Below are 16847 nucleotides of genomic sequence, written 5' to 3' on the forward strand. Positions count from 1 at the left end.
GGACAAACGCCCATCGTGCTTTGATCCGCCATAATGAATAACAATAGATGACTATTATGAGTAATTTTGCGAGTAGCTTTGTTAATTTTGACATTCCCAATTGGTTTGACAGCCAGCATTTAACGGGTATGCTCCGCGGTATCGAAAAAGAAGGGCTGCGCGTGAGGCCTGATGGTTTTTTGGCACAGACGCCGCATCCAGCCAAACTCGGATCAAAATTGACCCATCCTTTTATTACTACCGATTATTCAGAAAGCCTACTTGAGCTTATCACCGAACCAAAAGCTTCGCCAAAAGAGACACTCAATATGCTGCGTCAATTGCATGTATTGGTGTATCATGGCATGCCTGACGGCGAGCTGATGTGGCCACTATCTATGCCTTGTATGTTGTCTTCTAAAGATGAAGATATTCCACTGGCTGATTATGGTAGCTCTAATACAGGTAAGCTAAAAACCCTTTATCGCAGTGGTTTGGGTATCCGCTATGGTCGCCGCATGCAGACCATCGCAGGGTTACATTACAATCTATCTTTTGGTGACACGCTCTTTGAAACGTGGCAAGCGCAAACCCCAACGGCACAAGAGCAGACGCTAACAGAATTCAAAAACGAGAAATACCTAGGGCTTATTCGCAACTTTAAGCGACTGACCAGCATTGTGTTGTATTTACTGGGTGCAAGTCCAAGCGTATGTCCTTGTTTTGTTGCTGGGCGTGAGCATGACTTAGAGCTATTGAACGACTCAACCTACTATAAACCGACTGCCACCAGTCTGCGTATGGGTAAGCTTGGCTACACCAATAGCGTGCAAGAGCAGCTAGATATTCGTTATAACTATTTGCCAGAGTATGTCGCGGGACTACGCCGCGCGATCCAAACACCGCATGAGAGCTTTGCCAAGCTTGGTCTGGAAGATGAAGATGGCAACCCGATTCAGATCAATAATCATATTCTGCAAATAGAAAATGAATACTATAGCCCTATCCGTCCTAAGCAAATTGCGATGAGTGGTGAGACACCAACCGAAGCGCTTGAGCGTCGCGGTATTGCTTATGTTGAGTTTCGTGCTATTGATCTCGATCCTTATAGCGATGTTGGTATTCGTCTCTCTAGTGCTTGCTTTTTAGAAGTGATGGCGCTCTACTGTCTATTCAGCGATTCACCTGATTTGCTGCCTGAAGAAGAAGAAGCACTCGCTATTAATCTAGAGCGTGTGGTCAACGAAGGTCGCCGTGAAGGTTTACACATCATCAATAACGGTCAAGAGCAATCGCTTGAGGGCTGGATGCTGATGCATCTGGAGCGTATGCAGCCACTTGCTGCATTGCTCGATGCTCATTATGGTGGCAATGACTACCGTGCTGCAGTGGCATTGATGCAAGGCAAAGCCGGACATTCTGAGTCGACGATCTCCGCCCAAGTAAACTCTGATAGCAAGCGCTTAGGCAGCTTGTGGCAGCTTGGTTTTACGCTGGCAAAGCAGCATCGCGAGTCTTTGCTTCAACAAACGCTCAGCCCCAACACTCAAGCCAAATATGAAGTATTGGCAGAAAAGTCTATCTTGCAGCAAGCCGATATTGAAAAGTCTGAGACAGAAGACTTTATGGACTTTTTGCAGCAGTATCGCTAGACCTGATTGCCTCCTAACCTCTGTATAGATGAAACCATAAGAGTAACGCACCATGCGACAGCTAACCACTTACCGTAATTTGCAAGTATTTTTAGTGTTAATGGCCGTAATAGGCATGAGCTTTGCGCTGTTTTATTTACAGCGTCACCTAGGACTTTTGCCCTGCCCGCTCTGTATTTTTCAGCGTATTGGTCTGATAGTGATGGGCAGTTTTGCGCTGATATCAGCATTATTCAACCCTAAATCCAAAGTCGTAAGATTGATCTTATGGCTGGGCAGTTTGGCAGGGATAGGCTGGTCTACGGCGGTTGCTATGCGCCATGTCTGGCTACAGCACCTCCCTGCTGATCAAGTACCGTCGTGCGGCCCAGGTTTGGACTACTGGCTCGATACCCTACCTATTTTGCAAGTATTCAAAGAAGTGTTTGCAGGCTCTGGCGAATGTGCTTCTATCGACTGGACCTTTGTAGGACTCAGTATCCCTGAGCTATCACTGATCCTATTTAGCGTACTTCTTGTGGCGCACGGGGTCATATTGTGGCGTATCGTGCGACCTATCACCAATCAGTCTATCGCTCGATAGTTCATTAAAATCATTTTATATTTTACCGTTATCACTTCTTTCTAAACAGACATTCATACTCTGCTATGCAATGTCTGTTTTATTATCTGCGACTGTTAAACCTCTCTTATTACCTATGTTAGACAAACCGACAAAGCCTACTTTGCTATACCAAGCATATTGAACACAACAAAAAGTCCACAGATATATCTGTAACCCTTTGATACCTTTAGACAGCCTATTTTTTTAGTGGGTAGTTTCAGTGAGCAGTTATGAGAGCTCCGTCGCTTTTGAGCGATAAATTGTCTATATCTTAAAGACCAGATACGCTCTCAAATTCCAATATTTATATTATTGCAAATTTTATACGACCCATTGTCTCGCCTTTTTGGTAACGATATTTGCTTAATGTTACCGATAGCATGGGTGATTTTTAGACACACTATTTAAAAAACTGTTTTGGTATGACCATGATATATCTTGCACCTATTTGCTCTACCACATCTACTGTCATTAGACGCTGGGGACCGTCCTTATTAGCGGTGCCACTCTGTGTGCTATTGATAGGCTGTGATAGTGCCTCCTCGAATTCTGATCAAGACATGAGGACTAAAGCTTCATTTGTCGACGCATCAGCAGAGTCTGCTCCGCAGAGCACATCAGAAGAGATAGAAAGCAACAGTATGTCTGAGTCAAATTCTGATGACAGTTTGAATGAATCTACAGAAGGGCAATCACTTATTGCTGCTGCTCAATCCAGTAATGAGGGGCATATGCACCCTTCTACTATACACTCAGAATCGAACAGTAGTGCGCTACAAGCCACGCTAATAGGTGATTATGGCGGTATGGTGCCTTGTGAAGACTGCGATAGTATCGATGTCACTTTGAACCTATTTTCTGATGGCTCTGTACTAAAATCCAGCACCCATCACGATGCTGAACAACAGCGCGCACCGTTACTTGAGTCTGGCGTCTATCGTCAAGATAAAGACAAAATTACCATTGTATATGAAGACAAACATATTGAGTCTTATTATATTCAAGACAATCATCTGATTTTGATAGATGAGCAAAAAAACCTAAATAATGACTATACGTTGTCACGTAAATAGACAGCCAGTGCTTGGTATGCTGCCAAATAAGACAGCATTTATCAGCTAGATAACGCCTACTTGTTAGGCGTTTTTTGTTGGTCATCGACCAGCGTTTACTTTACAATGATCGCTTGTCTGCCAGACTACTGCCATGGCAATGACTGATTAAAACGTTAGTTACAATTGATAACAGCTCAGCACCCAAAACTTTATTTTTACTCTCTCTATTTCACTTATTCAAGCTCTTACGGAACGTCTATGCATATTCATATTCTTGGTATTTGTGGTACTTTTATGGGCTCGCTGGCATTATTAGCGCGTGAACTTGGGCATACCGTTACTGGCTCAGATACCAACGTATATCCTCCTATGTCTACCCAACTTGAAAATGCGGGAGTCACTATTGAAGAAGGCTATCTCGTAAAGCATTTGCAACCAGCGCCAGACTTGGTCGTTGTTGGTAATGCGATGAAGCGTGGCATGGATGTGATTGAATATATGCTAGATACGGGTCTGCGCTACACGTCAGGTCCGCAGTTTTTGTCAGAGCAAGTGCTGCAATCGCGCCACGTGATAGCGGTTGCTGGTACTCATGGTAAGACAACAACGACAACCATGCTTGCTTGGATACTGCATTACGCTGGTATCGATACAGGGTTTTTAATTGGCGGTGTGCCACTGGTCAATACCACTGATGAGCACTTACAGCAGGTATTTGCACACAGCAGCTATCTAGGGGCAGAAAAAACTGACGATGATACGACAGTCCCTTCTGGTTATTTTGTCATTGAAGCTGATGAGTACGATTCTGCGTTTTTTGATAAACGTTCAAAATTCGTTCATTATCGTCCGCGCACCGCTATCTTGAACAACCTAGAATTTGATCACGCCGATGTTTTTGCTGATTTGAATGCGATCCAAACGCAGTTTCATCATATGGTACGTATGATTCCAAGCACTGGAAAAATTATCATGCCTGCAGCAACAATCAGCTTAGAAGATACGTTAGCAAAAGGCGTTTGGACCCCTATCTGGCGTACTGCTGTCATCGATACGACCGCATCTAATACCAGTAAAAACGACCGTACGCTTAAAAACAATAGCGAGTGGCAAGCGGAACTCATTCGCGAAGATGGCAGTCAATTTCAAGTGAGCTTTGCTGCTGATAAAGAAGTAGCTGTCATCGACTGGGGCATGAGTGGTATTCATAACGTCAATAATGCCTTGGTTGCCGTCGCGGCCGCTTATGATGTCGGTGTCAGCATCTCTACCGCTTGCGCCGCATTATCGGCTTTTGCTGGTATCAAACGCCGGATGGAGTTGATCGGTGATGTAAACGATGTCTTAGTCTTTGATGACTTTGCCCATCACCCTACTGCGATTACCACAACATTAGACGGTGCCAAAAAGAAACTGGCTGGCAGACGTATTTGGGCGATTATTGAGCCGCGCAGTAATACCATGAAAATGGGTATTCACCAAGACAGCTTGGCTGAGTCAGCTGCCCTCGCTGACTATACATTGTGGTATGAGCCAGCGGGACTGGAATGGGGTTTGAGAGAAGTCATCGAACAAGCCACGGCTACAAGTGACTCCATCATTAACCAGCACGTAATGTCTAGTGTCGATACTATTATTGAGCATATCAGTAGTCATGCTCAAGCAGGTGATGCAATAGTCGTGATGTCTAACGGTGGTTTTGAGGGGATTCATCAGCGTCTATTAACGGCATTGCGTGATAAATAAACGATCGATTTAACCCTAAACCCTAAAATTAGTATCTAAAAAATTAGTATTAAACAAAAGCGTGGCCGTCTGATAAACGGGCTGCGCTTTTTTTTATTTAATTCCCTATCCTTATCAAATTCTTCTGTCGTGGCTAAATGATTGATACGCCATTCTGTTAGCACCATGGCTACCTTTGTAACCTTCCGTTTACCTATTGCACCTACGTAATAGCAAATCTGACTTTTTCCTCACATAGGCCCTACACAGGTAACATTTTTTGCTTACTCTTGCGTTTGAGGAATCTTTACAATGGAGTTATTAAATTAGCAACATATTATAAATATTCATAATTTAGGAGAATAACATGAGTTTTATTTGGATGATTATCGTCGGTTTGGTTGCAGGTTTATTGGCACGTGCTATTAAGCCAGGTAGTGACCCTATGGGCTGGATCATGACGATCGTATTGGGTATCGTCGGTGCCATGTTAGGTGGCTTCCTAGCGAGCTTAATTGGTATCAACGCAGATGGCGGTTTTACTGGTCTTATCTTCTCAGTTATCGGTGCGATCATCTTGCTATTCTTGTATGAAATGATTGTAAACAAACGCCGTGCATAATTACCGAATAGATAGAATATCTACAAAAAAGCCTTGCGTTAAGTGAGGCTTTTTTGTGTCCAGATACCTATAAAAATCTTTAATTTGTGAATGTATGAGACGTGATATAGACGGGAAAGTATTGATAAGCATTACTTTTGTCCCCATTTATCTTATAATATCAACCCTATTTTGTCCCTATCATTGAGGTGAGCGTTATGGCACTACTCCCTATCTTAAGTTACCCAGATCCCCGCTTGCGCACGATTGCCAAGCCAGTCAAGGAAGTGACTGCTGAAATCAAAACCTTAATCTCAGACATGATTGAGACAATGTATGATGCTCAGGGCATTGGCCTTGCTGCAAGCCAGGTCGATCGTCATATTCAGCTAATCGTGATGGATTTGTCTGAAGACAAAAATGCGCCAAGAGTGTTTATTAATCCAAAGGTCACGCCATTGGTAGAAGAAAAACAACCGTACGAAGAAGGCTGTCTTTCGGTCCCAGATGTCTACGACAAAGTCGAGCGCCCTAATAAAGTACGTATCGAAGCATTAGACGAGAACGGCGACGTCATTGACGAAGTGGTAGAAGGCTTGCTTGCCGTCTGCATCCAACACGAAATGGATCATCTCAACGGCGTGATATTCGTCGATTATCTGTCTCGTTTGAAACAGACACGTGCCCGTGATAAAGTTCGTAAAGTCCTTAAGATACGCGAAAAGCAAGGCGCCCAGTCCGCTGAGCAGCAGTCACAACCCATCAGTTCTTAATCTTTTATTCTGAATACAATGATGCTTACCGTGGATATTATGATCTAATATCCACGATTTGACGTTCACTTTTCTAGCAGATACTACTCTCACCAAAGGTTTACTACTATGACCATGATCAAAATTGACCAATATTTTGACCCTGCCAGCTGGCAGAAATTTACCAAAGCTGCTGAGGGTCGTGAGACCCCGTTTTTAGTGGTCGACCTAAGTCGTATCGAGACCAAATATCATGAAATGGTCAGCCTGTTCCCAAACGCCAAATTGCATTATGCGATGAAAGCCAGTCCTGCGGTTGAAGTTATCAATCTGCTGGCAAAGCTTGGCTCCAACTTTGACTGTGCCTCTATCTATGAGCTGGATCGTGTGCTGGATTGCGGTGTTGAGCCATCGCGCATTTCTTATGGTAACACCATCAAAAAAGCCGACCATGTTAAGTATGCTTTTGAAAAAGGTATCGATCTGTACGCGACCGACTCAGAAGCCGATCTTAAAAATATCGCCAAACATGCACCTGGTTCTAAAGTATTTGTGCGCATATTGGTACAAGGATCAGAGACAGCAGAATGGCCATTGTCACGTAAGTTTGGCTGTCACCCTAATATGGCCATTGATTTGCTTATTCAAGCACGCGAGCTTGGCTTGGTACCTTATGGTATCTCGTTCCATGTGGGTAGCCAGCAAAAAGACGTTGCGGCATGGGATGATGCATTAGCCAAAGTTAAATATATGTTTGACTGGATGAAGAACGAAGAAGGCATCAAGCTACAAATGATCAATCTAGGTGGCGGCTTCCCAACCAACTACATCAGCGAAGTCAATCCTATTAAGGTCTATGCAGAAGAGATTACCAGCTATTTGACTGATGACTATAATGATGATGAGATGCCTGAGATTATTTTAGAACCAGGTCGTTCACTCGTCGGTGGTTCAGGTGTCTTGGTTAGTGATGTGGTACTGATCTCTCGCAAATCAGACACAGATTTGGCGCGCTGGGTATATACGGATGTTGGTTTATTCCAAGGCTTAATCGAGACGCTAGGCGAAGCCATCAAATATCCTGTTTATACTCCCAAAATGGAAACGTCTACCAGTGAAGGGACGGTCGTACTGGCAGGACCAACCTGTGACTCAACCGATATTATGTACGAAGAAGCAGGTTATCAGTTGCCAGAAGAGCTTGAGATTGGTGACAAAATCTATTGGCTCACCACGGGTGCTTATACCAACTCGTATTCATCAGTAGAGTTTAACGGCTTCCCGCCGCTTGAAGTGGTTTATATTGACTAGTCTTTAGACCTATTATCTATAGAGAAGCGCGGTGCTATTAATAACAGCACCGCGCTTTTTTGTGTTTGGCTATTTTGCGTATTCGCTATTGAACCAGCAGAGCTATCGGTACACTATTAATGCTATTGGTCGTTCGACTGCCGCTGCTGGTTGAGCGTTGTGAAATCTCACCAATCGTCACCCACTGTCCGCGCGGCACAATGATTGTATTGTTCAGACTTTGACCTTGAATGCTATTATTGCTCGTGCCGTGCCTATTGTAGGATGAGTTGGATCGCGCCAGTCGCTCTTCAACTTGTGACAACCTCACTTCGACTTGACCATTCGGTAGTAGACGCGGTGTGACAGCAATGCCTTGCGTCGTTGGCAGTAGTACTTGCTGCTGAATAATAATCTGCGCGCTTGTCTGACGGTCAGCTGGATAGTGATAATTTGGTTGAATAGTGGCACGATAGCTTTGTGTCAATGAATAGAGCGTACCTGTACTGATACTAGCGGCACTACCAGACAGCGTTTGTACTTGATACAAGCTACTACCTTGTTGCTGGCGGTTATATTGATTGATTACGCCTGCACCTTGGATACCGCGATTGGTAATAATAACCTGACCCTGACGAATATTATCCTGAACACTGCTACTATTGCCAACACGCACAGCGACTGTGAGCGCTTGTGGCTGACGGTCAATCTGCGTGAGTAGCTGCTGTATCATTTGATAATTGCGGGGTGTTGTTATTAGTACTAGCTTACCTTGGTAGATGCTGACGGTGCCGCCATCAGCGCTATTATTGAGTTGTTGCCTTACCACTGGCAGTAGCGACACGCTGCCATAAGTGTCAATCACATAGGTTTGGACGTTACTGGCTTGTACGGTGATTGGTAGGACAGCCAGACTTAGGGCAAACGCGGGCAAGCTTATATTTTTGGTAATATTCACCTTAAGAATGGTACTAGCCAATTCGTGCTTTATACGACTCACCTGCATCTCCTCACCTTTTTTAAGTCATCGTCAATGCGCTCTAATCATTCAACCCCAGCACATCTTGCATATTGTATTGCCCAACGGCTTGCTCGGTCACCCAAGTTGCGGCACGTACAGCACCTGCGGCAAAAGTCATGCGCTCTCGTGCGCGGTGAGTAATCTCGACCACCTCGCCATCTGCGATGAACATCACCGTATGATCGCCTACGATCTCTCCACCGCGTACGGCATGAATACCAATCGTGCCCGACTCACGCTCACCCGTTTGTCCTTCGCGTCCGTAGATAGCGACGTCTTTTAGATTCTGTCCGCGCGCCTCTGCGACGGCTTCTGCCATCATATATGCCGTGCCAGATGGTGCATCGATTTTGTGTTTGTGATGCGCTTCGATGATCTCTACGTCAGCATCGTTACCAAATGCTTTGGCTGCCATACCAAGTAGTTTCAATGACAGGTTAACGCCTGTTGAATAGTTACCTGCATAGACGATAGCGATTTTTTCACTGGCTTTTGCCAATACCTGCTCTTGCGCCTCATTAAATCCTGTGGTGCCAATGACCATCGCGACATTATGCTCGGCACAAACTTGCATGTTTTTTTCGGTCGCATCAGGCAAGCTAAAGTCAATCAGCACATCGATGTCATTGATCACAGCTTCTAATTCGTCAACGATTTGCACCTCTAAACGTCCGATAGCTGCCACCTCGCCTGCATCCGCGCCGACGAGACTCGATCCTTGGCGCTCAATCGCTGCATTCAGGATGGTCTTAGGATTATTTTGTACCGCTTCGATAAGCATACGACCCATACGACCACCTGCACCGATCACACCAACTTTAATGGTTTGTTCTGTTGTTTGTTGACTCATATCGCTACCTTACATACTTTATATTTGGTGGGTTATTTTTGAATATCATTTATCGTCAGTTTAACAAATATCGTTAACTGAGTGGTTTTTTATCAGCACAAGAAAAAGCCCAAAGGTTTCATGTGAAACCTTTGGGCTTACTCTCAGTATGGCTATCTAGCAACAGTCTGTCTTAGTTAAATAATCAGTCAAACAAATCGCCAATCTTTTTAAAGAAGGATTTTTTATGTGGCGACTGCTGATGCTTACTGTCATCATCTAACGTATCTTGGAACTGACGCAATAGATCTTTTTGCTCACGAGTCAGATTGACAGGGGTTTCGATGACCACACGGCAGATCAAGTCGCCTTTCATCGTGGTGCGTACTGGCGTCACGCCTTTGCCGCGTACACGTAGCAGTTTGCCACTCTGCGTCCCTTCTGCCACTTTGATTTTTACTTTACCATCCAAGGTTGGAATTTCAACTTCTTTACCAAGTGCGGCATCCGTGATACTGACTGGTACATCCATATAGAGATCGGCGCCTTGACGAGTAAAGACGTTGTGTGGTTTGACACGTACTTCAACATACAAGTCGCCGTTCTGTACGCCTGCACCGCCAGCCTCGCCTTCACCTGCCAGACGGACGCGATCTCCATCGTCAACACCCGCTGGGATAGATACTTCTAGCGTGCGTGATTTGTCTTTGACGCCATTACCATGACAGTCAGGGCAAGGGTTTTTGATTTGCTTACCAGAGCCGCCACACTGCGGACAAGTCTGCTGCACGGCAAAGAAACCTTGCTGCATACGAACTTGACCCTGACCATGACACATCTCACAGGTCACGACATCAGAGGCATCTTTGGCACCTTTACCATCACAGGTATCACATGGCGCTGGCGCTGTGAAACTGATTTCTTTTTTGCAGCCGCGTACTGCTTCTTCTAATGTCAGCTCGATCACATAGCGCAAGTCAGAGCCGCGACGCGAACGTCCACCACCGCCGCCACGTGATTGGCCAAAGATATCACCAAAGTTACCAAAAATATCACCAAAGATGTCTTGGAAGTTGCCGCCGCCTGCACCGCCAAAGCCGCCGCCACCCATGCCATTTTCAAAGGCAGCATGACCCATGCGGTCATACGCTGAGCGCTTTTCTTCATCGCTCAGTACTTCATAAGCCATTGACGCTTCTTTGAATTTTTCATCGGCATCAGGGTCATCAGAGTTGCGATCTGGATGATATTTCATGGCAAGCTTGCGGTAGGCTCGCTTGATCTCCTTGCTATCAGCGGTTTTGCTGACACCCAATACTTCATAAAAATCGCGCTTACTCATGGTTTCTCCTATCATCTTCACAGTGCCACCGGCTCGTCAAATCATCAGCATTAAACATCGACAGTTTCAATTTCATACATAATCCTGCGATAAGGTTTCACATGAAACATATCAAAGGATGGACATACGCGATTGTAACGAGCAAATACGGTGAGGGCTGATTAGCCAAATCAATTATAAAAAGTTTGCGCTATTTATGGAGATGGTCTGCTGATTTATCAAGCGTTTAAGTCATGAAATTCAGAGTTGAGGTCTTGAGTCGGCGGTATACACGATTTATTAAGATTATTACAAAGCTTTTCATACCTGAATAATGACGAGTCGTGCTAGTATTTATCGCCATATCTACGGTCATTTATCCCTATAATGACAATGTTTGCGACAAGGTTCCCGTCTTATGAAAAAGCTGATTGTTTTATTGATTGTCATTGCCGTAGCCGTCTATGCAGGCTCTCCTTACTATAGTGCTTATCAGCTTAAAAATGCCTACGATGCCAGAGACGGGGCCAAGATCGCAGCCGCCATAGACTATGAGCAAGTGCGCCCAAGCATCCAACATCAGCTGACTGACCAATTTGCCACGACCATGACAAAGTACCCACTGATTGCTGAGCTGGGCGGAGACGCATTAACTCAAGCAGCCGATGGCTTTATTACAAAGGCCGTCGATGGTGCCATCACGCCGCAAAATATCGAAAAGGTCATTAACACTCAGGGTCAAGCCAATACAGCAACCAAAGAGCTGGCGGCGGCATGGGCCATCGCAAGCGATCAGGTCGATCTCAGAAACCTCATTCAAAGCTTGATCATTCAACGCGGCGACGTCGATGCGGTGGTCAAGAGCCAAATCCAGCAAGTCATGAAAAAACAAGCCGCGGAGCTTGAGCAACAAGCCGCACAAGGCAACGATAGCGATAAGCCAACACTGAGCTACTGCGGTATCAATTGCTTTGCTATCAGCGGTCAAATCAAAGGCTATCCGCTCACGATAGAGATGCAGCGCCAAGGCTTGATTGAGTGGAAGATCGTCGATATTGTCTTGCCATAGACGAATTGAGACCGCTTTTGGTATTCAACATTTTGATGAGTCAAACGATAAAAACCGCTTTATGAATCAGCTCATAAAGCGGTTTTTTGTGGCGTGATTTAAAATCTTTATTCACTAAAATGTGAACGACGCTAATGTGATTATTCGATACCTAAAAATTCTAAAAACTCAGGACTCTCAAAACTTGCCTGATACAGCACGCCATCCTCACGGTAGATAGCAGGTGTTGCTATCACCGCCAGTCCAGCGGCTTTTTCGCGATTGGGCGTCACGTGATCGACGTTACAGCTCGCTGGTGCAGGTGTCATCTCACCTTGCAGCATCGCCTTATCGAATGCCTGACGACGACTGCTCTCGCTACCTTGGCACCAGATACCACGCATTTGCTCAGGGGACTGCTCGTATATCGGATAGCCAATGATTTTTACCGTGACGCCTTTGGCATTGAGCATGGATATTTGCTGATGCAATCGACGGCAATACGGGCAGTTGACGTCATCAGCCACATAAATCACCGCCCTCTCAGGACTGGTCGCTGGATAAGTAATCAGTTGGCTTTCATCCAATGTCGCAAACACCGATTGATTTTTGCGTCGTTCAAACTTCTCATCGAGCCCGATAAACTGACCGTTTTTGATCACTGATATCTCACCGTCAGTGATGTACTGCGCATCGTCCGATAACAAGAAAGGCACCCCTTCTAGCGTTGCGCCCCAAATCACGCCCGGTACAGCCGTATAAAAGAACGGCGTTTTGGCGCTCATATTTTTGAGCGCACGCGTATTTTTGAGCAGCACCGATTTGACTGTTGCACTGACAGGCTTGCCTACCTGCGCACTCGTGCTGCGTACTGGTGTTTTGGTCACTACCCGCTTGCTTGGATTCTTTTTTAACTCACCTTGGATGACATAACGACCATCTTCGGTGATGTGCAATGGCGGCTGTTCAGCCAAATTTACCTGATACATATTGGGTAATTTGGACGGCGCAATGGAGGTAATCTGCGTTTTGATACCGGCTTGGGTCAGCACTTGGCGCAACCGCTTATCGACCGTTGCACTTACCGCTTTGCTCGTCTGCATGCTTTGATTGTTTTGGTTCAATTGGGTGCGTGTCGCATCCGCTGAGTTTGACTGAGCACAAGCCGTGGTTGCGAGTAGTACAAGGCTAATCAGGCTTACCGAATTAAAGGCAGATAGTTTCACAAAAGCAGTCCTCGTTAATGACTCATAAATTCTGTACTTGATAATATCTATCTTGATTGACCATCATAATATTATGTAAAAAAATAGATTGAGATATCAGACAGACTGTATCACAAGGAAGGTTTACACAAATGATTAGCGGCGCAATTTTGCAAAATTGCTACCCAGCTTTAAGAGATAGGCAACACAAGCAGACCGCAGAAATAGTGAAAGAGAATCACAAACATAAATAGCTGACAACAAAAAGCAGCACACGGTGTCGTGGCTGCTAATGAATTTAAAACGATGATTTAAACAGTAGTATGGATGCGCATACTACAGCAGTCAGAGACTAGAACTTGGCGACTTCTTCTGGCGTTAAGAAACGACTGTCGCCTTTCTCTAGGCCATCTAGATTGATATGACCGATACTGGCGCGGTGCAGCTCCGTCACTCGATTGCCAAAGTAACCCATCATGCGTTTGACTTGATGGTATTTGCCCTGCTCTAGTGTCAGACGGGCGTGTGTTTCATCGATGAACTCAAGCGTAGCAGGTTTGGTCGGCTCATAGTCGCCTTCTAACAAGATACCTTCAGCGACTTTTTTCACCGCCTTTTCTTGAGCATCGCTATCCATCGGCGATGCTAGGGTCAGCTCATAGACCTTGGCGTGCTCATGTTTAGGACTGGTGACACGGTGTAGCCAGCCGCCATCATCACTCATGAGTAGCGCGCCGGTGGTGTCGACATCGAGACGGCCAGCGATACGCAAGCTGCCCAGCTCTGGTACGGCAATCAGCTCAGTGACAATTGGGTATTCTTTGGCTTTTAGCGTACACTCAAAGCCTTCAGGTTTGTACAGCAAGATATAGCGATTGCCTGTTGCAACTGACAGCGGCTCGCCTGCCCACATCACCTCATCGTTGATGACATCGACATGTAGCCCTGGGTCTTTGACCACTTGATCGTTGACGGTGATCTCGCCGGCGTGCATGATCTTTTTTGATTCTTTACGCGACAGCTCGGTGGCTTTACTAATGAATTTATCTAAACGCATACTATTTACTACCATCGGTTTTATGATACCAGCCCTAAATCAGAAACTAACGACGCCAGCACTCAGCCATGAGCGCCTCGTTATCTTCGATGGTTAGAAATGGTACTATAATGAAAAATAAAATGAATACTGCGGCCAATATGGACGACAGTGACAGTTAGCTAAGTTTACCATATCCAACCTAAGCCTGATGAAATATGAGCTATCAAACCCTAAAACGCGCCGTCACCGCGCGCCTAGAAATTAAGAAATCTGAGTTTATTGCTTACGCGTATCCGGTGATCTCGCGTGAAGAGGCTATGTTTCACGTGGAACATCTGCGCGAACAATATCCAGATGCACGGCATTTTTGCTGGGGCTACATCATTGGTGACCCTGACAATACGACCAGTGCTGGTTTTGACGACGATGGCGAGCCAAGCGGCACCGCAGGCAGACCAATATTAAATGTCTTGCAACATAAGTCCATCGGCAACGTGATCATCGTCGTGGTGCGTTACTTTGGCGGTATCAAGCTAGGTGCTGGCGGTCTGACGCGCGCTTATGCAGGCGCGGCCCAAGCCGCGGTCGATCAGATGATATTGCAACCTTACGTGCCGATGACGCAAGTGCAAATACTAGCGGACTTTGCGACTGAAGCTCAGTGTCGCTATGTGGTCGAGAGCTTGAAAGGTGGTGTTGATGATGTCGCTTATAGTAAGCAAGTTACTTTGACTGTAACTATCGCAGAGGCCGATATTGAGACCTTAAAAACTGAACTAGCGATGGCAGGTAGAGTGATAGAACCCGCAGATTAGTATGTTCTAAAGAAGTAAACTGAGCTTAACTAAACAATACAGTAATCATCTGTTCACTGAGCCGTTCACCGAAAGCTGTTGGAAGCTTGCTGCGAGCTTAGTATGATGACAAATTCGTTAAATTAATGATTCATAGACTTAGTCTTATAAAACTGTTTTGTTTCACGTGAAACTAGCTATTTAAATCATACTCATATTTTCTATTTATACTTTTATTTTACAATTGTAGAAACCCTACTATGACGACCTTTACTTATACCCCCTTTAAGCCGCCCTTTTGGCTAACCAATCCACACTTGCAAAGCATCTTGCCCAAGTTTTTTGCGCCAAAAGCACCAACTTATCGCCGCGAAGTCGAAAAAGACTCTTTGGATGAAAGCGATATTGCCTACGATTTTTATGATGCGCATCCTATAGAACATTCAGAAAACTCAGAAAATTGTGAATTTGAACAAACGCCATTAATCGTTTTGTTCCACGGTATGGAAGGCAGTAGCGATAGCCATTATGCCCGCGCTCTGGCTTATCAGATGCACGCGCAAGGCTGGCACTTTGTGGTGGCACATTTTCGTAGTTGTGGTGGTATTCCTGCTAATGGCAGAGTTTTTTATAATGCGGGTGATACCGATGAAGTACATCACGCGCTGCAAAATCTAAAGCAGCAATACGCCAATATCTATGCGGTCGGTGTCTCTTTAGGTGGCAATGCACTGGCAAAATATATGGGCGAATACGGCGAGAAAGCGCTCTGTAAAGGCGCGGCTGTTATCTCTGCGCCAGTCGATATGTCATCAGCAGCGCTCAGTATGCATAGCTTTTTAAGTCATCGTATTTATACGCCTTATTTGCTTAATCCAATTATCAAAAAAGCCTTGGCAAACGACATTACTCAAGAGGAGATCGACTCGATCAAAGCGGTCAATCGCATCAGTGACTTTGATGATATCTTTACCGCGCCGCGTCATGGCTACCGCTCTAACAACCACTACTATCAAGCCTCGTCCGCCCTTCCCTATTTGATCAAAGTGACCAAGCCTTTATTACTCATCAGTGCAAAGGACGATCCGTTTATTGGCTTTACCGCGACACCAAACGATGTCTCTGATAGCGTCACTATCTTAGATACTGAGCACGGTGGACATATCGGCTATTTGCGTTATCGCTCAGATAAAGGTCGAGCAAAAAATAATACTAATGGCAAGTCTTCAAAATTTGATATCAACTGGATACCCGAAACGGTTAGTGCTTACTTCAATTGGATTGGGGTCGAGTCACGTAAAAAACAGGCCTAAGTAGCCCTGACAATAGCTCCTAATCTAACGATTTTTAATAATGCCCTTTAAACCTTCGAGACGACTTTATGTACCCATTTATCCGTTATGCCAGCACCATCGCTCATGCCGCCTTAAAAGCAAAAAAGGGCGATACCTTAACTCTAAAAGAGACCAGCGAGATTCAGTTTCGCTGTCGCCTGACGGATATCGATAACTTCTTGGAGATGAATAACGGTCGCGTATTCACGCTGTATGATTTGGGGCGTATGGATTTTGCGGTGCGTAGCGGACTTGGCACGCAGCTGCTAAAACAGCGTTGGGGTCTGGTCATCGCTGGCAGTACCATCCAATATCGCAAGCGTATTCGCGCCTTTGAAAAAGTCACGCTAAAAACCAAAATCGTCGGTATCGATGCGCGCTGGCTCTATATTGAGCAATCCATGTGGGTCAAAGGCAAACCTTGCTCCTCTGCGCTACTGCGTACAGGCGTGACCAAAGGTGGTCGGGTGATTGACACGGCACAAGTACTGGCCGCATTGGGCAAGTCTGACTGGGACCTACCGCCAGCGGGCTATGTTGCTGAATGGATAGAGAGCGATCGTGATCGTCCATGGCCACCGGAAGATTGATTTGGTTG

16 protein-coding genes are annotated in these 16847 nt (G+C 45.4%); 11 read left to right on the forward strand and 5 right to left on the reverse strand.

What is annotated here, in order from left to right; genetic code table 11:
- The first annotated feature begins 56 nt into the window (after window positions 1–56).
- From gshA to AC58CZ_RS09445, 7 genes are all read left to right on the forward strand, one after another.
- Window positions 57–1631 (forward strand): glutamate--cysteine ligase, encoded by a 1575-nt coding sequence (gshA, locus tag AC58CZ_RS09415; RefSeq protein WP_494224212.1) that lies wholly within the window; start codon window positions 57–59, stop codon window positions 1629–1631.
- A gap of 52 nt (window positions 1632–1683) precedes the next feature.
- Window positions 1684–2214 carry a disulfide bond formation protein B gene (locus AC58CZ_RS09420; protein WP_494224211.1) on the forward strand — a complete coding sequence of 177 codons (531 nt, stop codon included), beginning with the start codon at window positions 1684–1686 and terminating at the stop codon, window positions 2212–2214.
- A gap of 449 nt (window positions 2215–2663) precedes the next feature.
- A complete protein-coding gene (locus tag AC58CZ_RS09425) occupies window positions 2664–3308 on the forward strand; it encodes a copper resistance protein NlpE N-terminal domain-containing protein (RefSeq protein ID WP_494224210.1) in 645 nt (214 codons plus the stop codon).
- Window positions 3309–3548: 240 nt separating this feature from the next.
- Window positions 3549–5036, forward strand: a complete 1488-nt coding sequence (gene mpl, locus AC58CZ_RS09430) for a UDP-N-acetylmuramate:L-alanyl-gamma-D-glutamyl-meso-diaminopimelate ligase (protein ID WP_494224209.1) — start codon at window positions 3549–3551, stop codon at window positions 5034–5036.
- Window positions 5037–5382: 346 nt separating this feature from the next.
- Window positions 5383–5637 (forward strand): GlsB/YeaQ/YmgE family stress response membrane protein, encoded by a 255-nt coding sequence (locus tag AC58CZ_RS09435; RefSeq protein ID WP_058024727.1) that lies wholly within the window; start codon window positions 5383–5385, stop codon window positions 5635–5637.
- A 197-nt stretch (window positions 5638–5834) separates the two neighbouring features.
- Complete coding sequence (gene def, locus AC58CZ_RS09440) at window positions 5835–6389, forward strand: peptide deformylase (protein ID WP_058024728.1); 555 nt, start codon at window positions 5835–5837, stop codon at window positions 6387–6389.
- Between the two features lie 114 nt (window positions 6390–6503).
- A complete protein-coding gene (locus AC58CZ_RS09445) occupies window positions 6504–7679 on the forward strand; it encodes a type III PLP-dependent enzyme (RefSeq protein WP_058024748.1) in 1176 nt (391 codons plus the stop codon).
- Window positions 7680–7764: 85 nt separating this feature from the next.
- Here the strand turns inward: AC58CZ_RS09445 and AC58CZ_RS09450 are convergent, their stop codons facing one another.
- From AC58CZ_RS09450 to dnaJ, 3 genes are all read right to left on the reverse strand, one after another.
- Window positions 7765–8658 (reverse strand): secretin GspD/PilQ domain-containing protein, encoded by an 894-nt coding sequence (locus AC58CZ_RS09450; RefSeq protein WP_494224208.1) that lies wholly within the window; start codon window positions 8656–8658, stop codon window positions 7765–7767.
- A gap of 40 nt (window positions 8659–8698) precedes the next feature.
- Window positions 8699–9529 carry a 4-hydroxy-tetrahydrodipicolinate reductase gene (gene dapB / locus AC58CZ_RS09455; protein ID WP_494224207.1) on the reverse strand — a complete coding sequence of 277 codons (831 nt, stop codon included), beginning with the start codon at window positions 9527–9529 and terminating at the stop codon, window positions 8699–8701.
- 184 nt (window positions 9530–9713) lie between these two features.
- A complete protein-coding gene (gene dnaJ, locus AC58CZ_RS09460; protein ID WP_494224206.1) occupies window positions 9714–10850 on the reverse strand; it encodes a molecular chaperone DnaJ in 1137 nt (378 codons plus the stop codon).
- A gap of 397 nt (window positions 10851–11247) precedes the next feature.
- Here dnaJ and AC58CZ_RS09465 point away from each other — a divergent pair, with 397 nt between their 5' ends.
- Window positions 11248–11898, forward strand: coding sequence for a DUF2939 domain-containing protein (locus tag AC58CZ_RS09465; RefSeq protein ID WP_494224205.1), 651 nt, complete (start codon window positions 11248–11250; stop codon window positions 11896–11898).
- Between the two features lie 140 nt (window positions 11899–12038).
- Here AC58CZ_RS09465 and AC58CZ_RS09470 read toward each other — a convergent pair whose 3' ends face one another.
- Window positions 12039–13103: a disulfide isomerase DsbC N-terminal domain-containing protein gene (locus AC58CZ_RS09470; RefSeq protein ID WP_494224204.1), complete on the reverse strand. Its 1065-nt coding sequence runs from the start codon at window positions 13101–13103 to the stop codon at window positions 12039–12041.
- 331 nt (window positions 13104–13434) lie between these two features.
- A complete protein-coding gene (locus tag AC58CZ_RS09475) occupies window positions 13435–14139 on the reverse strand; it encodes a pseudouridine synthase (RefSeq protein WP_427643817.1) in 705 nt (234 codons plus the stop codon).
- A 197-nt stretch (window positions 14140–14336) separates the two neighbouring features.
- Here AC58CZ_RS09475 and AC58CZ_RS09480 point away from each other — a divergent pair, with 197 nt between their 5' ends.
- The 3 genes from AC58CZ_RS09480 to AC58CZ_RS09490 all read left to right on the forward strand — a co-directional run bounded on the left by AC58CZ_RS09480 (window position 14337) and on the right by AC58CZ_RS09490 (window position 16839).
- Window positions 14337–14936: a YigZ family protein gene (locus tag AC58CZ_RS09480; RefSeq protein WP_494224203.1), complete on the forward strand. Its 600-nt coding sequence runs from the start codon at window positions 14337–14339 to the stop codon at window positions 14934–14936.
- A 239-nt stretch (window positions 14937–15175) separates the two neighbouring features.
- Window positions 15176–16228: an alpha/beta fold hydrolase gene (locus tag AC58CZ_RS09485; RefSeq protein WP_494224202.1), complete on the forward strand. Its 1053-nt coding sequence runs from the start codon at window positions 15176–15178 to the stop codon at window positions 16226–16228.
- A 68-nt stretch (window positions 16229–16296) separates the two neighbouring features.
- A complete protein-coding gene (locus AC58CZ_RS09490; protein WP_494224201.1) occupies window positions 16297–16839 on the forward strand; it encodes a thioesterase family protein in 543 nt (180 codons plus the stop codon).
- The last annotated feature ends 8 nt before the right edge of the window (window positions 16840–16847 follow it).

It is taken from the genome of Psychrobacter sp. CR212 (assembly GCF_059693765.1).

Excerpts from the sequence above, each read along its gene's own strand:
- gshA (WP_494224212.1), top strand. The coding sequence starts at position 57 with ATGAGTAATTTTGCGAGTAGCTTTGTTAATTTTGACATTCCCAATTGG.
- AC58CZ_RS09420 (WP_494224211.1), top strand. The coding sequence starts at position 1,684 with ATGCGACAGCTAACCACTTACCGTAATTTGCAAGTATTTTTAGTGTTA.
- AC58CZ_RS09425 (WP_494224210.1), top strand. The coding sequence starts at position 2,664 with ATGATATATCTTGCACCTATTTGCTCTACCACATCTACTGTCATTAGA.
- mpl (WP_494224209.1), top strand. The coding sequence starts at position 3,549 with ATGCATATTCATATTCTTGGTATTTGTGGTACTTTTATGGGCTCGCTG.
- AC58CZ_RS09435 (WP_058024727.1), top strand. The coding sequence starts at position 5,383 with ATGAGTTTTATTTGGATGATTATCGTCGGTTTGGTTGCAGGTTTATTG.
- def (WP_058024728.1), top strand. The coding sequence starts at position 5,835 with ATGGCACTACTCCCTATCTTAAGTTACCCAGATCCCCGCTTGCGCACG.
- AC58CZ_RS09445 (WP_058024748.1), top strand. The coding sequence starts at position 6,504 with ATGATCAAAATTGACCAATATTTTGACCCTGCCAGCTGGCAGAAATTT.
- dapB (WP_494224207.1), bottom strand. The coding sequence starts at position 9,529 with ATGAGTCAACAAACAACAGAACAAACCATTAAAGTTGGTGTGATCGGT.
- dnaJ (WP_494224206.1), bottom strand. The coding sequence starts at position 10,850 with ATGAGTAAGCGCGATTTTTATGAAGTATTGGGTGTCAGCAAAACCGCT.
- AC58CZ_RS09465 (WP_494224205.1), top strand. The coding sequence starts at position 11,248 with ATGAAAAAGCTGATTGTTTTATTGATTGTCATTGCCGTAGCCGTCTAT.
- AC58CZ_RS09475 (WP_427643817.1), bottom strand. The coding sequence starts at position 14,139 with ATGCGTTTAGATAAATTCATTAGTAAAGCCACCGAGCTGTCGCGTAAA.
- AC58CZ_RS09480 (WP_494224203.1), top strand. The coding sequence starts at position 14,337 with ATGAGCTATCAAACCCTAAAACGCGCCGTCACCGCGCGCCTAGAAATT.
- AC58CZ_RS09485 (WP_494224202.1), top strand. The coding sequence starts at position 15,176 with ATGACGACCTTTACTTATACCCCCTTTAAGCCGCCCTTTTGGCTAACC.
- AC58CZ_RS09490 (WP_494224201.1), top strand. The coding sequence starts at position 16,297 with ATGTACCCATTTATCCGTTATGCCAGCACCATCGCTCATGCCGCCTTA.